General features: G+C 57.2%; 14 protein-coding genes. 11 read left to right on the forward strand and 3 right to left on the reverse strand.

Features of this window, described 5'->3' with window-relative positions; genetic code table 11:
- Window positions 1-10 precede the first annotated feature (10 nt).
- Window positions 11-1,006: a 6-phosphogluconolactonase gene (gene pgl, locus ACFK9X_RS08305; RefSeq protein ID WP_151116115.1), complete on the forward strand. Its 996-nt coding sequence runs from the start codon at window positions 11-13 to the stop codon at window positions 1,004-1,006.
- Between the two features lie 143 nt (window positions 1,007-1,149).
- On the opposite strand, the gene ACFK9X_RS08310 is transcribed toward pgl, so the two are convergent.
- Window positions 1,150-2,433, reverse strand: coding sequence for a putative acyl-CoA thioester hydrolase (locus ACFK9X_RS08310; protein WP_001094776.1), 1,284 nt, complete (start codon window positions 2,431-2,433; stop codon window positions 1,150-1,152).
- Between the two features lie 238 nt (window positions 2,434-2,671).
- On the opposite strand from ACFK9X_RS08310, the gene hutI reads away from it, so the two are divergent.
- From hutI to hutH, 5 genes are all read left to right on the forward strand, one after another.
- Window positions 2,672-3,895, forward strand: a complete 1,224-nt coding sequence (gene hutI, locus ACFK9X_RS08315; protein WP_151117913.1) for an imidazolonepropionase — start codon at window positions 2,672-2,674, stop codon at window positions 3,893-3,895.
- Window positions 3,892-4,833, forward strand: coding sequence for a formimidoylglutamase (hutG, locus tag ACFK9X_RS08320; RefSeq protein ID WP_151116117.1), 942 nt, complete (start codon window positions 3,892-3,894; stop codon window positions 4,831-4,833). Before hutI ends, hutG begins: the two co-directional genes overlap by 4 nt.
- 44 nt (window positions 4,834-4,877) lie before the next feature.
- Window positions 4,878-5,603 carry a histidine utilization repressor gene (locus tag ACFK9X_RS08325; protein ID WP_151116119.1) on the forward strand — a complete coding sequence of 242 codons (726 nt, stop codon included), beginning with the start codon at window positions 4,878-4,880 and terminating at the stop codon, window positions 5,601-5,603.
- 196 nt (window positions 5,604-5,799) lie between these two features.
- Window positions 5,800-7,485: a urocanate hydratase gene (gene hutU / locus ACFK9X_RS08330; RefSeq protein WP_151116121.1), complete on the forward strand. Its 1,686-nt coding sequence runs from the start codon at window positions 5,800-5,802 to the stop codon at window positions 7,483-7,485.
- Between the two features lies 1 nt (window position 7,486).
- Complete coding sequence (gene hutH / locus ACFK9X_RS08335) at window positions 7,487-9,007, forward strand: histidine ammonia-lyase (RefSeq protein ID WP_151116123.1); 1,521 nt, start codon at window positions 7,487-7,489, stop codon at window positions 9,005-9,007.
- 84 nt (window positions 9,008-9,091) lie between these two features.
- Here hutH and ACFK9X_RS08340 read toward each other — a convergent pair whose 3' ends face one another.
- Together ACFK9X_RS08340 and bioA are read right to left on the reverse strand one after the other, a co-directional pair.
- Window positions 9,092-9,568 carry a kinase inhibitor gene (locus ACFK9X_RS08340; RefSeq protein WP_000767403.1) on the reverse strand — a complete coding sequence of 159 codons (477 nt, stop codon included), beginning with the start codon at window positions 9,566-9,568 and terminating at the stop codon, window positions 9,092-9,094.
- Window positions 9,569-9,625: 57 nt separating this feature from the next.
- Window positions 9,626-10,915, reverse strand: a complete 1,290-nt coding sequence (gene bioA / locus ACFK9X_RS08345) for an adenosylmethionine--8-amino-7-oxononanoate transaminase (protein ID WP_151116125.1) — start codon at window positions 10,913-10,915, stop codon at window positions 9,626-9,628.
- 86 nt (window positions 10,916-11,001) lie between these two features.
- On the opposite strand from bioA, the gene bioB reads away from it, so the two are divergent.
- The 5 genes from bioB (at window position 11,002) to uvrB (ending at window position 17,285) form a co-directional block, all read left to right on the forward strand.
- Window positions 11,002-12,042 (forward strand): biotin synthase BioB, encoded by a 1,041-nt coding sequence (gene bioB, locus ACFK9X_RS08350; RefSeq protein ID WP_000090724.1) that lies wholly within the window; start codon window positions 11,002-11,004, stop codon window positions 12,040-12,042.
- On the forward strand, window positions 12,039-13,196 hold the full coding sequence (bioF, locus tag ACFK9X_RS08355; protein WP_023242032.1) for an 8-amino-7-oxononanoate synthase: 1,158 nt from the start codon (window positions 12,039-12,041) through the stop codon (window positions 13,194-13,196). Before bioB ends, bioF begins: the two co-directional genes overlap by 4 nt.
- The gene (gene bioC / locus ACFK9X_RS08360) at window positions 13,180-13,935 is read left to right on the forward strand and encodes a malonyl-ACP O-methyltransferase BioC (protein ID WP_151116127.1); all 756 of its coding nucleotides are present in this window, start codon (window positions 13,180-13,182) and stop codon (window positions 13,933-13,935) included. The genes bioF and bioC overlap by 17 nt, the downstream gene beginning before the upstream one ends.
- Complete coding sequence (bioD, locus tag ACFK9X_RS08365; RefSeq protein ID WP_151116130.1) at window positions 13,928-14,614, forward strand: dethiobiotin synthase; 687 nt, start codon at window positions 13,928-13,930, stop codon at window positions 14,612-14,614. Before bioC ends, bioD begins: the two co-directional genes overlap by 8 nt.
- A 649-nt stretch (window positions 14,615-15,263) precedes the next feature.
- Window positions 15,264-17,285 (forward strand): excinuclease ABC subunit UvrB, encoded by a 2,022-nt coding sequence (uvrB, locus tag ACFK9X_RS08370; protein ID WP_000042502.1) that lies wholly within the window; start codon window positions 15,264-15,266, stop codon window positions 17,283-17,285.
- Window positions 17,286-17,288: the final 3 nt, after the last annotated feature.

Consider the following 17,288-nt stretch of genomic DNA (forward strand, 5'->3'; position numbering starts at 1 on the left):
AGGAGTATTCATGAAACAAACAGTCTATACCGCCAGCCCTGAGAGTCAGCAAATTCACGTCTGGAGCCTGAACCACGAAGGGACGCTGACGCTGGTGCAGGTCGTGGATGTGCCCGGTCAGGTTCAGCCGATGGTGGTCAGTCCGGATAAACGCTACCTCTATGTCGGCGTGCGCCCGGAGTTTCGTGTCCTGGCGTATCGTATTGCGCCGGATGATGGCGCGCTGACGTTTGCCGCCGAATCCGCCCTGCCGGGTAGCCCGACCCATATTTCTACCGATCATCATGGTCGTTTTGTCTTTGTCGGCTCGTATAACGCCGGTAATGTCAGCGTGATGCGCTTACAGGATGGCCTGCCGGTTGAGCTGGTGGATGTGGTGGAGGGGCTGGACGGCTGTCACTCGGCGAATATTACGCCTGATAACCGTACCTTGTGGGTGCCTGCGCTAAAACAGGATCGCATTTGTCTGTTTACGCTAAGCGATGACGGCCATCTGGTGGCCCAGGAGCCGGCGGAAGTAAATACAGTTGAAGGGGCAGGCCCGCGTCATATGGTCTTCCACCCGAATCGACAATATGCGTATTGCGTCAATGAACTGAACAGTTCGGTGGATGTCTGGCAGCTTAAAAATCCGCATGGCGAGATAGAGTGCGTACAAACCCTGGATATGATGCCCGCCGATTTTTCCGATACCCGTTGGGCGGCGGATATTCATATTACGCCGGATGGACGGTATCTGTATGCCTGTGACCGCACCGCCAGTCTGATTACCGTCTTTAGTGTCTCCGAAGATGGCAGCGTACTGAGCGTTGAAGGCTTCCAGCCGACGGAAGCCCAACCGCGCGGCTTTAATATCGACAATAGCGGAAAATACCTGATTGCAGCGGGTCAAAAATCACATCATATCGCGGTCTATGAAATTACGGGCACTCAGGGGTTGCTGACGGAAAAAGGCCGTTATGCCGTCGGCCAGGGGCCAATGTGGGTTATGGTGAACGCGTACTAAAGCGCTGTGTGCCGGAGGGCGGCGGGCTGGAGCTCATCAAGGCGGGATGCCTGATTAATTTCAATAAACATCGCTTGCAGTAAAACCACGGGCCGCCACATCTGCTGCGGCGGCCCGTTTATAAGCCTGAACCGGAACGGCGATTACTGCTTAGGTTCCGCCACCACTTTACTGCCTACACCGCGGTTGTTGTATTCCCACATGCGGTTGTAGTTAGTGTCGTTCAGATTACGCTGCACCTCGTCTTTGTCATCCACGGTTCCCGTATTTCCGGCAAACGGACGTTTCGAGATGACCGCGTCGGCCCACGGTTTGGCAACGTTGAAGCCCTCGTTAATCACGCTGTCGCGGATCACGACCTGACCGTTGGTGTTGGCGTCGACATCCAGCGAGCGGCCAAGCTGCGCAACGCCATCGCCGGAGGCGTTAAAGCGGCTGTTGATCGCCAAAAAGCCATAGTAAATATTGGACAGCGTCGCCGGGGCGAAAACGTAGGCTTCCTGCTGTGTGCGGGAGTTGACGACCTGGAAGTTGGTGTTATCGAACACCACGGCGCCGCGTCCGGACACCATATCCACATCGCCTTCAATATAGCTGTTCGTCACCAGCGTACGCGGCTGACGATCGGTTTGCAGACGGTTCTGCACGCCGCTGTTGGTCACAAAGAAGGTGTTCTGGCGGCCAAGGATATTGACCTTGTTAATCTGGACTTTGTCGCCATCGGTACGCAGCGCCACCGCCGGATGGTTTCCGGCATCGACGCTGTCGCCCAGCGTGTTCTCGATGGTCAGATTTTGTAGCTGCAGACCGTTATTCTGCGACCAGAACGCGGCAGAACACATCACACCGATCGTCGCGGCGTGTTTGCTTTGGCAGTTATCGAACATATACCAGGCGGGTTTACCAGGCATATATTTCCCGCCGGGATTCACCGCGCGGCGCCAGTCAGCGACGCTCATTTCACCATCAATCGCCATCCCAATTTTCACATCGATCGGTTTTTCACCGGTCCCGTACAGGGTCAGACTTCCCGGCGCGGCGGGAACATACACGGTCCCCTGATAGTCGCCCGGCATAATAGCAATGTACTGGCGTTTGTTCGTGCGTTTAACCATTGCCGCATCGACCGCGGCCTGAATTGAGGTGTGCGTAACGCCTGGCGTACCTGCCGGCCCCACCACAAAGTCAGGCTGTGCGGGCAGGGTAATCGGCGACGGCGACCACGGGGCGGTATTCGGCGTCAGGGAGGCAAAATAGCGCGCCGCAACGAAGTTTTTCGCTTCATTTGCCGACAGAATGGGGCGCGAGGCGGTGCCAGGCGCGGTTTGATCGGAAGGGATCTGATCGGGTGGCGTAGAGCTACAGGCGCTCAGCGTCACGCCAAAAGCCAGTGCCAGCGCCAGACGGGAAACCGATAATGTATTCACAGGTTGCTCCGGGCTTGAAAAAAGTTAAATGACATCCATTGAAGCCTGCTTTTTTATACTAAGTTGAACGAAACGGGAAGGCGAAAAGGTAAAAAGTTCCTTTTCAGGCTGGAAACACCTGTCGCATCAGATAGTTTTATCACAATTAAGCAACAACTTTCGCGCTTTGAGTTGACAATCCGGAGCAGAAAGAAAATAAATGTCTATACAACTCATGACAGGCAAGAGAGCGACAGGAATGCGGCAACTTTTACCGGGCGATACTGTCTGGCGAAACATCAGGCTGGCGACAATGGACCCGCAGCGGCAAGCCCCGTACGGGCTGGTGGATAACCAGGCGCTGATTGTACGCGAAGGGCATATTTGCGATATCGTGCCAGAGACGCAGCTTCCTGTCAGCGGGGACAATATCCATGATATGCAGGGACGACTGGTAACCCCGGGACTTATCGATTGCCACACGCATCTGGTGTTTGCCGGTAACCGCGCCGCAGAGTGGGAACAGCGGCTTAACGGCGCGTCATACCAGCATATTAGCGCTCAGGGCGGCGGCATTAACGCGACGGTATCAGCAACCCGCGCCTGTGCGGAGGAGCCGCTCTACCTGCTGGCGCGCGAACGCATGATGCGCCTTGCCAGCGAAGGCGTTACGCTGCTGGAGATTAAATCCGGCTATGGCCTGGAGCTGGCGACAGAAGAAAAGCTGTTGCGCGTCGCTGCAAAACTTGCCGCCGAAAACGCTATCGACATTAGCCCCACGCTATTGGCCGCTCATGCTACGCCAGCGGAGTATCGTGACGACCCGGACGGCTACATCACTCTGGTCTGCGAGACGATGATTCCGCAGCTCTGGCAAAAAGGGTTATTTGATGCGGTAGACCTCTTTTGCGAGAGCGTCGGTTTTAATGTGGCGCAGAGTGAGCGCGTATTGCAGACGGCGAAGGCGTTAGGTATTCTCGTTAAAGGCCATGTTGAGCAGCTTTCGCTGTTGGGCGGCGCGCAGTTGGTGAGCCGTTATCAGGGCTTATCGGCGGATCATATCGAATATCTTGATGAAGCGGGCGTCGCGGCGATGCGTGACGGCGGTACTGTCGGCGTGTTGTTGCCCGGCGCGTTTTATTTTCTGCGCGAGACGCAGCGCCCGCCGGTGGAACTGCTGCGCCGCTATCAGGTGCCTGTCGCCGTCGCCAGCGATTTCAATCCCGGCACCAGCCCGTTTTGCAGTTTGCATCTGGCGATGAATATGGCCTACGTACAGTTTGGTCTGACGCCGGAAGAGGCATGGGCGGGCGTTACGCGCCATGCCGCACGCGCGTTGGGAAGACAGGCGACGCATGGGCAGATCAGGGCCGGCTACCGGGCGGATTTTGTGGTGTGGGATGCTGAACAGCCGGTAGAGATTGTGTATGAGCCGGGGCGTAACCCTTTATATCAGCGGGTATACAGAGGAAAAATCTCATGACGCAATGGTATCCGGCTTCTCCGGCGCTCTGGCAGGGGCGCGATGACAGTATAGAAGCGCCGGATGCGCGGCGTCTGTTTCAGACCGTCACGCGCAGCGAGACCTTTTCCCCCGAAAACTGGCAGCAAAAGATCGCGTTAATGGGATTTGCCTGCGACGAGGGGGTAAAACGCAATGCAGGTCGTCCCGGCGCGGCAGGCGGCCCGGACGCGTTGCGTAAAGCGCTGGCGAATATGGCCAGCCACCAGGGACATGAACGGCTGGTGGATTTAGGCAATTGGGTTGTGCCGACGCCCGATCTGGAAGGCGCGCAGCAGGCCTTGCGCGATGCGGTAAGCCGCTGCCTGCGGGCCGGGATGCGCACGCTGGTGCTGGGCGGCGGGCATGAAACCGCGTTTGGACACGGCGCGGGGGTGCTGGACGCGTTTGCGCAGGAAAGCGTAGGGATCATTAATCTTGATGCGCATCTGGATCTCCGTCAGACCGACCAGGCAACATCCGGGATGCCGTTTCGTCAACTGGCGCAGCTATGCGACGCGCAGAGCCGCGCGTTTCATTATGCCTGTTTCGGCGTGAGCCGTGCGGCGAATACGCAGGCGTTGTGGCGGGAAGCGCAGTGGCGGAATGTTACCGTGGTGGAAGATCTGGACTGCGATGACGCGCTGGCGCAGATGACGCAGTTTATCGACAAGGTGGATAAAATTTATCTGACTATCGATCTCGACATATTGCCTGTCTGGGAAATGCCGGCCGTCTCCGCTCCCGCAGCGCTGGGCGTGCCGCTGATACAGGTTCTGCGTTTAATTGAGCCGGTTTGCCGCAGCGGAAAATTACAGGCGGCGGATCTGGTTGAATTTAATCCACGCTTTGATGAAGATGGCGCAGCGGCGCGCGTGGCGGCGCGGCTTGGCTGGCAAATCGCGCACTGGTGGCGTTAATCTGTCATCCGGAAAACACTATCCGCATAAGGAAGGCTTCACGCATGTATTCATCCCGCTCCCGTTCTGCGCCTGCGCCTTTTTACGAAACGGTGAAACAGGACATCTGTAAAAAAATAGCCGGCGGCGTCTGGCAGCCGCACGATCGCATTCCGTCGGAAGCTGAACTGGTCGCTCAGTATGGCTTTAGCCGAATGACCATCAACCGGGCGCTGCGTGAGCTGACGGATGAAGGGTGGCTGGTGCGTTTACAGGGCGTGGGGACGTTTGTCGCCGAACCGAAAGGCCAGTCCGCGCTGTTTGAAGTCCGCAGTATCGCCGAGGAGATTGCCGCCCGCCGTCATCAGCATCGTTGTGAGGTGCTCACGCTGGAGCGCGTGCGGGCAAACGCCATCCAGGCCAGCGCTCTCAACGTCAATGAGAACGATGTCATTTTCCATTCCATCATGGTGCATTATGAAAACGATCTGCCGGTACAAATTGAAGATCGCTGCGTGAATGCGGATATTGCCGTGGATTACCTGACGCAGGATTACCGTCAGACCACGCCGCACGCTTATTTGTCGCGGATCGCGCCGCTAACGGAAGGGGAACATATTGTGGAGGCGGTGCGCGCCACGGCGCAAGAGTGCGCGTGGTTAACTATCAAAGAGCATGAGCCTTGTCTGCTCATTCGTCGTACAACCTGGTCCGCGTCGCGGATTGTTTCTCACGCCCGCTTACTTTTCCCCGGGTCACGCTACCGGCTACAGGGACGATTTATCTCCTGAGCGGACTGCTGCCGGAAAACGTGATTGCTGACACAATATAACAAAATTGTATCATTTTTGTTAACTCTATTCTTGTGCTTACTTGTATAGACAAGTATATGTCTGATTCTTATCTGTGGGTCTGCGGCGGTGCCTGATAGTGGCGTTTTAGCGTTATTTGGCGATGGCAGACCGATAATAATGAGGAGTCATTGCTATGCCTGAAAGCAAGTATCGTCAGCAGACTATCCGCGCGCCCAGAGGCACGGTATTAACGGCGAAAAGCTGGCTGACAGAAGCCCCGCTGCGGATGTTAATGAATAATCTCGATCCTGACGTGGCGGAAAATCCGCATGAGCTGGTGGTCTACGGCGGGATTGGTCGCGCCGCGCGCAACTGGGAATGCTATGACGCTATTGTTGATGCGCTCACCCGGCTGGAGGCGGACGAAACGTTGCTTATTCAGTCTGGCAAACCGGTCGGCGTATTTAAAACGCACGACAACGCGCCGCGGGTATTAATCGCCAACTCCAACCTGGTTCCCCACTGGGCGACATGGGAACACTTTAACGAACTGGATGCGAAAGGGCTGGCGATGTACGGTCAGATGACGGCCGGAAGCTGGATCTATATCGGCAGTCAGGGAATCGTGCAGGGAACATACGAAACCTTTGTCGAGGCGGGGCGTCAGCACTATAACGGCACGCTGGCGGGACGCTGGGTGCTGACCGCCGGGCTGGGCGGCATGGGCGGCGCGCAACCGCTAGCCGCGACGCTGGCCGGAGCGTGTTCGCTGACGATTGAATGCCAGCAAAGCCGTATCGATTTTCGTCTGCGTACTCGCTACGTGGATGAGCAGGCCGCCACGCTGGATGACGCGCTGGCCCGCATTACGCGCTACACCTGCGAGGGGAAAGCCGTGTCCGTCGCCCTGTGCGCGAATGCGGCGGATATCCTGCCGGAACTGGTTAATCGCGGCGCGCGCCCGGACCTGGTGACCGATCAGACCAGCGCCCACGATCCGCTACATGGCTATTTACCCTCCGGCTGGCGCTGGGAGGAGTATCAGAAAAACGCGCAATCCGATCCCCACGGGACGATGCAGGCAGCGAAACGTTCCATGGCGGCGCATGTTCGGGCGATGCTGGCGTTCAGTAAAATGGGCGTGCCGACCTTTGACTATGGCGACAATATTCGTCAGATGGCGAAAGAGATGGGGGTGGAAAACGCCTTTGATTTTCCGGGATTTGTGCCAGCCTATATTCGTCCGCTGTTCTGTCGTGGCATCGGGCCGTTTCGCTGGGTGGCGCTGTCCGGCGATCCGCAGGATATCTATAAAACCGATGCCAAAGTCAAAGAGATAGTGGCTGAGGATAAACATCTGCATCACTGGCTGGATATGGCGCGCGAGCGCATTCATTTTCAGGGGTTACCGGCGCGTATCTGCTGGGTAGGCCTGGAGTGGCGGCAAAAACTGGGGCTGGCGTTCAACGAAATGGTGCGTTGCGGCGAGGTATCCGCGCCCATTGTGATTGGCCGCGATCACTTGGATTCCGGTTCTGTCGCCAGCCCTAACCGTGAAACCGAAGCGATGCGCGACGGTTCCGACGCGGTTTCCGACTGGCCGCTGTTAAATGCGTTGCTGAATACCGCCAGCGGGGCGACATGGGTATCGCTCCATCATGGCGGCGGAGTGGGGATGGGTTTTTCGCAACACGCCGGTATGGTGATTGTCTGTGATGGCACTGACGAGGCCGCCGCGCGTATTCGCCGCGTGTTACACAACGATTCGGCGACGGGCGTCATGCGCCATGCCGATGCCGGATATGATCTCGCGGTGGAATGCGCTGTTGAGCAAGGTCTGAATTTACCGATGGTTGCGGCGACGCAGGGGAAAGGCTGATATGAACACCATGACACTCACTCCGGGGCAGTTAAGTCTCTCTCAACTGTACGATATCTGGCGTCATCCGGTACAGCTTCGGCTGGACGCCAGCGCCATTGACGGCATTAACGCCAGCGTCGCGTGCGTCAATGATATCGTTGCCGAAGGGCGTACCGCCTACGGCATCAACACCGGTTTCGGCCTGCTGGCGCAGACGCGCATCGCTGATGAAGACTTGCAAAATCTACAGCGATTGTTGGTGCTGTCTCACGCCGCGGGCGTAGGCGACCCACTGGATGACGCGATGGTGCGTCTGATCATGGTATTGAAAATCAATAGTCTGGCGCGCGGGTTTTCCGGGATTCGGTTGAGCGTGATAGAAGCGCTCATCGCTCTGGTGAATGCCGGCGTGTATCCGCTGATTCCGGCAAAAGGCTCGGTTGGCGCGTCGGGCGACTTAGCGCCGCTGGCGCATCTGTCGCTGACGCTGCTTGGCGAAGGAAAAGCGCGCTGGCAGGGCGAATGGCTTCCGGCGCAGACGGCGCTAAAAAAGGCCGGACTGGAGCCTGTCGCGCTGGCGGCCAAAGAGGGGCTGGCGCTGCTTAATGGCACCCAGGCATCAACGGCCTTCGCGCTGCGCGGTTTGTTTGAGGCACAGGAGTTATTTGCCTCCGCCGTTGTCTGCGGCGCGCTGACTACCGAAGCCGTACTGGGATCGCGCTGTCCTTTTGATGCGCGCATTCATGCCGCGCGCGGACAACAGGGGCAAATTGACGCCGCGCGGTTGTTCCGGCATCTGTTGACCGATACCAGTGCTATTGCTGAATCACATCACCACTGTCATAAAGTTCAGGACCCGTATTCCCTTCGCTGCCAGCCGCAGGTAATGGGCGCTTGTCTGACCCAGTTACGTCAGACGAAAGAGGTACTGCTGGCTGAGGCCAACGCGGTGTCCGATAATCCGCTGGTCTTTGCCGATGCGGGGGAGGTGATCTCCGGCGGTAACTTCTATGCTGAACCGGTTGCCATGGCGGCGGATAATCTGGCGCTGGCGATAGCGGAAATCGGCGCGCTATCGGAGCGGCGCATCGCGCTGATGATGGATAAACATATGTCGCAGTTACCGCCGTTCCTGGTGAAAAATGGCGGCGTTAATTCCGGTTTTATGATTGCCCAGGTCACCGCCGCGGCGCTCGCCAGCGAGAATAAAGCGCTGGCGCACCCGCACAGCGTGGATAGCCTGCCGACCTCGGCGAATCAGGAAGATCATGTCTCAATGGCCCCGGCGGCAGGGCGGCGACTCTGGGAAATGGCGGCGAATACCCGCGGCATCATTGCCGTGGAGTGGCTGGCGGCCTGTCAGGGGATAGATTTACGGGAAGGGTTAACCTCCAGCTCGTTACTGGAACAGGCGCGGCAGACACTGCGCGAGCGGGTGGCGCACTATACGCAGGATCGTTTTTTCGCACCCGATATTGAGTGTGCGACGACGCTGCTGGCGCAAGGCGCGTTACAGCGTCTGGTGCCGGACTTTATGTGAATGCTGCCGGATGGCGCGGCGTTTATTCGGCTTACCCAACCCGTTGGCAGGGTAAGACGTTTACGCCGCCATCCGGCACAGCGTTTAACTGAACATCGCCGTTATCGAGGCGCTGGCGAGCGAATGGAAATGCACGTTAAAGCCGACCATCGCGCCGCTGGCGTCTTCATCAACGTCAAGACGCTCGACGTCCAGCGCGTGAACCGTAAAGATATAGCGGTGCGTTTCCCCTTTAGGCGGCGCCGCGCCGCCGTAGCCCGCTTTACCGAAATCGGTACGCGTCTGAATGACGCCGTCTGGTACGGCCACCAGGCCTGAGCCGAACCCCTGGGTCAGTACGCGCGTATCCGCCGGGAGGTTTACCACCACCCAGTGCCACCAGCCGGAGCCGGTCGGCGCGTCGGGATCGTAACAGGTCACGACAAAACTTTTGGTGCCCATCGGCACGTCGTCCCAGGCCAGATGCGGCGAAATATTATCGCCATCATAGCCCATACCGTTAAAAACGTGGCGATGAGGAAGCTTATCTCCATCGCGCAAATCGTTGCTGATAAGTTTCATGCGCTCTCCTTTTGACTCACCAGAAGTGTAGCCAGAAGCAGCATCGCTTACCGCTGATTAATGGCTAAAAAATGTTTCATTGTGTACCGCGTCATTGACCGCCTGGGTCAAACGGCGCAGTTGATCCGGACGAATAATGTAGGGCGGCATCAGGTAGATTAGCTTGCCGAACGGCCTGATCCAGACGCCTTGCCCGACGAAGAAGCGTTGAAGCGCCGCCATATTGACCGGATGCGTGGTTTCAACCACCCCAATCGCGCCCAACACCCGCACATCCGCCACCCAGGGCGAACTTTGCGCGGGGGCTAACTCAGCGCGTAACTGAGACTCGATAGACGCCACCTGCTGACGCCATTCGCCGCTTTCCAGCAGCGTCAGGCTGGCGCAGGCGACGGCGCAGGCCAGCGGATTCCCCATAAACGTCGGGCCATGCATAAAACACCCCGCCTCGCCGTTGCTAATAGTCTCTGCAACCTGGCGTGTCGTGAGCGTTGCCGAGAGGGTCATGGTGCCGCCGGTTAAGGCTTTGCCGAGACACAGAATATCCGGCGCGATCCCGGCGTGCTCGCAGGAGAACAGTTTGCCGGTACGGCCAAACCCGGTGGCTATTTCATCGGCAATCAGCAGAATGCCTTCGCGATCGCACATGTTACGAATACGCCTGAGCCATTGTGGATGATATATGCGCATCCCGCCCGCGCCCTGAACGATAGGTTCCAGAATCACGGCGGCTATTTCATGGCGATGCGCGGCCATCAGGCGGGCAAATGGCGCGATGTCGCTTTCATCCCATTCGCCATCCATCCGGTTTTGCGGCGCCGGCGCGAACAGATTTTCCGGCAGATAGCCTTTCCACAAGCTGTGCATGGAGTTATCCGGATCGCACACCGACATCGCGCCGAACGTGTCGCCATGATAACCGTGGCGAAACGTCAGAAAACGCTGACGCGATTCGCCGCGCGCCTGCCAGTATTGCAGCGCCATCTTCATGGCCACTTCTACCGACACCGAACCAGAGTCGGCCAGAAAGACACACTCCAGCGGCTCAGGCGTTATCGCGACCAGCTTACGGCACAGATTCACCGCAGGTGTATGGGTTATGCCGCCGAACATGACATGCGACATGGCGTCAATTTGCGCTTTCATCGCCGCATTCAATTGCGGGTGGTTATAACCATGAATGGCCGCCCACCAGGAGGACATCCCCTCAATCAGGCGTTCGCCCGAGGCGAGAACCAGCTCGCAGCCTTCGGCCCGCTCAACGGGATATACCGGCAGCGGCGAGGTCATGGAAGTGTAAGGATGCCAAATATGGCGTTTATCGAAGGCCAGATCGTCCGTTGTCATAATCGACTTGTAAACCAAATTAAAAAGATTTAGGTTTACGAGTCTACACCATATCAAAAACAAACAACATATTTTGGAGAAGCCCGATGGCTCGCCACCCACGCTGGACACTGTCGCAAGTAACCGAATTATTTGAAAAACCACTGCTGGAATTGCTGTTTGAAGCGCAGCAAATTCATCGCCAGCATTTCGATCCGCAGCAGGTACAGGTTAGTACGCTGCTGTCGATCAAAACCGGCGCCTGCCCGGAGGATTGTAAATACTGCCCGCAGAGCTCGCGCTATAAAACCGGGCTGGAAGCCGAGCGTTTAATGGAGGTAGAGCAGGTACTGGACTCCGCCCGTAAAGCGAAAAACGCCGGTTCGACCCGCTTCTGTATGGGAGCGGCCTGGAAGAATCCGCATGAACGCGATATGCCTTATCTGGAGAAGATTGTACAGGGCGTCAAAGCGATGGGGCTGGAAACCTGTATGACGCTCGGCATGTTGAACGAGAGCCAGGCGCAGCGCCTGGCTAACGCCGGGCTGGATTACTACAACCACAACCTCGATACCTCGCCGGAGTTTTACGGCAATATCATCACTACCCGTACCTATCAGGAGCGCCTCGACACGCTGGAAAAAGTCCGTGAAGCAGGGATTAAAGTGTGCTCCGGCGGCATTGTGGGTCTGGGCGAAACGGTTACCGATCGCGCCGGACTGTTGTTGCAGTTGGCGAACCTGCCGACACCGCCGGAAAGCGTGCCAATCAACATGCTGGTGAAGGTGAAAGGCACACCGCTTGCGGATAACGATGACGTGGATGCGTTTGATTTTATTCGTACTATCGCCGTGGCGCGCATCATGATGCCGACCTCATACGTGCGTCTTTCCGCAGGGCGTGAACAGATGAACGAGCAGACCCAGGCGATGTGCTTTATGGCCGGGGCGAACTCGATTTTCTATGGCTGCAAATTGTTAACTACGCCAAATCCGGCAGAGGACAAGGATCTGCAGTTATTCCGTAAGCTGGGGCTGAATCCGCAGCAGACCAGGGTGCTGGCGGGCGATAACGAGCAGCAGCAACGTCTGGAGCAGACGCTGATGACGCCTGACACCGATGATTATTACAACGCGGCAGCCTTATGAGTTGGCAACAACGCGTCGACGATGCGCTGACGGCGCGTCGGGCGACGGATACGTTGCGCCGCCGCTATGTGGTGTCGCAGGGCGCCGGACGCTGGCTGGTAGCGAACGGGCGACAGTATCTTAACTTCTCCAGCAATGATTACCTCGGCTTAAGTCAACACCCGCAGATTATTCGCGCCTGGCAACAGGCAGCGATACGTTTTGGCGTCGGCAGCGGCGGGTCGGGTCATATCAGCGGTTATTCCGTGGCGCACCAGGCGTTAGAGGAGGAACTGGCGCAATGGTTAGGATATCCACGCGCGCTGCTGTTTATCTCTGGCTTTGCGGCGAATCAGGCGGTCATTACCGCCTTAATGAAAAAAAATGACCGGATTGTGGCCGACAGGTTGAGTCATGCTTCCCTGCTGGAGGCCGCCAATCTGAGTCCGGCGCAGCTTCGCCGCTTTATCCATAACGATACGCAGCATCTGTCGCGTTTACTGCAATCGCCCTGCGTGGGCCAGCAACTGGTGGTGACAGAAGGTGTATACAGCATGGACGGCGACAGCGCGCCGCTGGCGGAAATCCAGCACATTGCCCGCAGGCATCATGCCTGGCTGTTGGTTGATGATGCGCACGGCATCGGCGTGACTGGCGATGAGGGGCGGGGCACCTGCTGGCAACGGGGGGTGAAGCCTGAGTTGCTGGTGGTGACTTTCGGTAAGGGGTTTGGCGTCAGCGGCGCAGCGGTGCTCTGCTCGGAAAGCGTCGCGGATTATCTGCTGCAATTTGCCCGTCATCTGGTTTACAGCACCAGTATGCCGCCCGCCCAGGCGCAGGCGTTAAGCGCCTCGCTGGCGGTGATCCGTAGCGATGAAGGTGGTGAACGGCGCGAAAAACTCGCCGCTCTGGTTCAGCGCTTTCGGGCCGGCGTTAACGCGTCCCGATTTACGCTACTGAATGCCCATAGCGCCATCCAGCCGTTAATCGTGGGCGATAACAGCCGTGCATTGCGCCTGGCGGAGGCGCTGCGTCAACAAGGATGCTGGGCGACGGCGATTCGCCCGCCGACGGTGCCTGTCGGCACGGCGCGCCTGCGCTTAACGTTAACGCAGGCGCATGAAGCGTGTGATATCGACCGTCTGCTGGAGGTGCTGCATGGCGCAGGTGAATAAGCAGGCTATTGCGGCGGCGTTTGGCCGGGCCGCATCGCAATATGAACAGCACGCCTCTTTGCAGCAACACAGCGCGGATGCGCTGCTGACGCTGTTGACAGGCCGCCAGTTTGCCAGTGTGTTGGACGCAGGCTGCGGCCCCGGACGTATGAGTCGTTACTGGCGAGAGCGGGGGAGCGAAGTGACCGCCCTGGATCTTTCGCTGCCGATGCTGCAACAGGCTCGCGATCGTCAGGCGGCGCATCACTATTTGCTGGCGGATATCGAAGCGATTCCCCATGACGCCGGCGTTTTTGACCTGGCCTGGAGCAACCTGGCGGTCCAGTGGTGCGGCGATTTACGTGATGCGTTGAGCGAGTTGTATCGGGTTGTACGGCCCGGCGGCGTGGTGGCGTTTACCACCTTGTGCCAGGGGGCGTTGCCGGAGCTGCGTCAGGCATGGCAGGCCGTCGATAATCGCGCTCACGCGAATAGCTTTTTGCCGGAAGAGGCCATTGACCACGCGCTGCGCGGCTGGCGGGCGTCTCGTCATACTCAGGCGATGACATTGTGGTTTGAGGATGCCCTGAGCGCGATGCGCTCGCTTAAAGGCATTGGCGCCACCCATCTTCATGAAGGGCGGGAGTCGGATGTATTAACCCGCGCCCGGCTTAGACAGATTCAGTTGGCATGGCCGCAGCGGCAGGGGAAATATCCGCTGACGTACCATCTTTTTATGGGAGTGATTGAACGTGACTAAACGCTATTTTGTGACCGGTACTGATACTGAAGTCGGTAAAACGGTTGCCAGTTGCGCCTTATTGCAGGCCGCAACGCAGTTAGGTTATCAAACCGTAGGCTATAAGCCCGTCGCTTCCGGCAGCGAAATGACAACCGACGGGCTACGCAATAGCGATGCCCTGGCCTTGCAGCGTAACAGCAGCCTGCCGCAACCTTATTCCGCTATCAATCCTTATACTTTTGCCGAGCCTACCTCTCCCCACATCGTTAGCGCCGACGAAGGCCGGGCGATAGACGCGGCGGCGTTATCACGCGGATTGCGAACGCTGGAGGCGCAGGCAGACTGGGTGTTGACAGAAGGGGCGGGCGGCTGGTTTACACCGATCTCTGCCACGCTGACGTTTGCCGACTGGGTACAGACGGAGCAGCTGCCGGTGATTCTGGTTGTTGGCGTCAAGCTGGGCTGTATTAATCACGCCATGCTGACGGCGCTGGCGGTAGAACAGGCCGGATTACCACTTGTCGGATGGATAGCCAACGACATACAGCCGCCGGGCGCGCGTCATGGTGAATATCTCGCGACGCTTCGCCGCGTCATACCGGCCCCGCTGTTAGGGGAAATCCCGTGGCTGGGCATTTCTCCATCGCAGGCGGCGACAGGACAGTATCTGGACCTCAGCCCCCTGGAACGCGCCTGACCGCGCTTAAAAACCGCCTTCTTGCAGGATCTGACGATCCTGCTGTTCTTTCGCCAGACCCTCCTGACGTCGCCATGCTAAAAATGTGCAAAATGTGAGCGTCTACGCCTCAATTTTTCCCTTCTCGTTAGCCAATAATCTGCCAAAAATAGCGATAATTTTTTTTCTCGCCCGGCGAAAACGTCAAGGACTGATTTTGCCAGGCGGCAGGGGATACGGGCTGGAAGCAGTTATCCACTATTCCTGTGGATAACCTTGTGTATTAGAGTTAGAAAACACAACGTAAGCGAGAGGCGACGCGGCCTGCGACTAAATTGGCGCGAAAGACGGCTTGAGAAAATATCCCTTTTCAGACAGCAAGTTATATAAAATCAATGGTTGTAAAGGAAGGGAGATACGTTGACATAAAACTTTCATCATCCGACTTGACAAATGTTAAAAAAGACTCTGGTCTGGGGATAACCAGCACACTGCTGGAATTTTACCCCGCGACTGTCTATGTTTTACCTCTAAATAGCGTGGGGTATCTGCCGATAGCCATTATACACTGGAGTGTTACTGTTTTTTCATCCAGTATTTTTTATTGGCAATATTCACCGTCGAGAGTAAAATTACATCCCTGCCCGCTCACTCCTTCAGGTAGCCGCTCATGAGTAAACCGTTCAAACTGAATTCCGCTTTTAAACCTTCTGGCGATCAGCCGGACGCTATACGTCGTCTGGAAGAGGGGCTGGAGGACGGGCTGGCGCATCAGACGTTATTGGGCGTGACCGGCTCCGGGAAGACATTCACCATTGCCAACGTCATTGCGGACTTGCAGCGGCCAACGATGGTGCTTGCGCCCAATAAAACCCTGGCGGCGCAGCTCTACGGCGAAATGAAAGAGTTTTTCCCGGAAAACGCGGTGGAGTATTTCGTCTCCTACTATGACTACTATCAGCCGGAAGCGTATGTGCCAAGTTCGGATACGTTTATCGAAAAAGACGCTTCGGTAAACGAACATATTGAGCAAATGCGGTTGTCGGCAACGAAAGCGTTGCTTGAGCGACGCGATGTCGTGGTGGTGGCTTCCGTGTCCGCGATTTACGGTCTGGGCGATCCGGATCTCTACCTGAAAATGATGCTGCATCTGACGGTGGGAATGCTGATTGACCAGCGCGCGATTTTGCGTCGGCTGGCGGAATTGCAATACACCCGTAACGATCAAGCTTTTCAGCGTGGTACCTTTCGCGTGCGCGGCGAAGTGATCGACATCTTCCCGGCTGAATCTGACGACATCGCGCTACGCGTTGAGCTGTTTGATGAAGAAGTGGAACGCCTGTCGCTGTTCGACCCGTTAACCGGGCAGGTAGAGTCAACGGTGCCACGTTATACTATCTATCCCAAAACGCACTACGTAACGCCGCGCGAGCGTATTCTGCAGGCGATGGAAGAGATAAAAGATGAGCTGGCGGACAGGCGTAAGGTCTTGCTGGCGAATAATAAGCTGCTCGAAGAGCAGCGATTAAGCCAGCGCACGCAGTTCGATTTAGAGATGATGAACGAGCTGGGCTACTGCTCAGGCATTGAAAACTATTCCCGCTTTCTGTCGGGCCGCGGGCCGGGCGAACCGCCGCCAACCTTGTTCGATTATCTGCCCGCCGACGGACTGCTGGTGGTGGATGAGTCTCATGTCACCATCCCGCAGATAGGCGGCATGTACCGCGGCGACCGGGCGCGCAAAGAGACGCTGGTCGAGTATGGCTTCCGTCTGCCTTCGGCGCTGGATAACCGTCCGCTGAAGTTTGAGGAGTTTGAAGCCTTAGCGCCGCAAACTATCTATGTTTCCGCCACGCCCGGCAACTATGAGCTGGAAAAATCTGGTGATGAGGTGGTGGATCAGGTCGTGCGACCGACCGGGCTGCTGGACCCGATTATTGAAGTGCGTCCGGTGGCGACCCAGGTGGACGATCTGCTGTCCGAAATTCGTCAGCGTGCGGCCATTAATGAGCGTGTCCTTGTCACTACGCTTACCAAACGGATGGCGGAAGATTTGACCGAATATCTGGAAGAGCACGGCGAGCGCGTGCGTTACCTGCACTCAGATATTGATACCGTGGAGCGCATGGAAATCATCCGCGATTTGCGTCTGGGCGAGTTTGACGTTCTGGTGGGGATTAACCTGCTGCGCGAAGGGCTGGATATGCCGGAAGTCTCGCTGGTGGCGATTCTGGACGCCGATAAAGAGGGCTTCCTGCGCTCCGAGCGCTCCCTGATTCAGACCATAGGGCGCGCGGCGCGTAACGTTAACGGTAAAGCGATTTTGTATGGCGATAAAATCACGCCGTCGATGGCGAAGGCGATTGGCGAAACCGAGCGACGTCGCGAGAAGCAGCAGAAGTACAACGAAGAGCACGGTATCACTCCGCAGGGGCTGAACAAAAAAGTGGTCGACATCCTGGCGCTGGGGCAGAACATTGCGAAAACCAAAGCGAAGGGGAAAGGCAAGGGCCGTTCTACGGCAAAAGCCGGAATTGTCGAACTGGATATGACGCCGAAAGCGTTGCAGCAGAAAATTCATGAACTGGAAGGGCAAATGATGCAGCACGCGCAAAATCTGGAGTTTGAAGAAGCCGCGCAAATTCGCGACCAGTTGCACCAGTTACGCGAGTTGTTTATCGCGGCGTCCTGACAA

Source organism: Salmonella sp. WC3, assembly GCF_042932255.1.
Classification (GTDB): domain Bacteria; phylum Pseudomonadota; class Gammaproteobacteria; order Enterobacterales; family Enterobacteriaceae; genus Salmonella; species Salmonella enterica.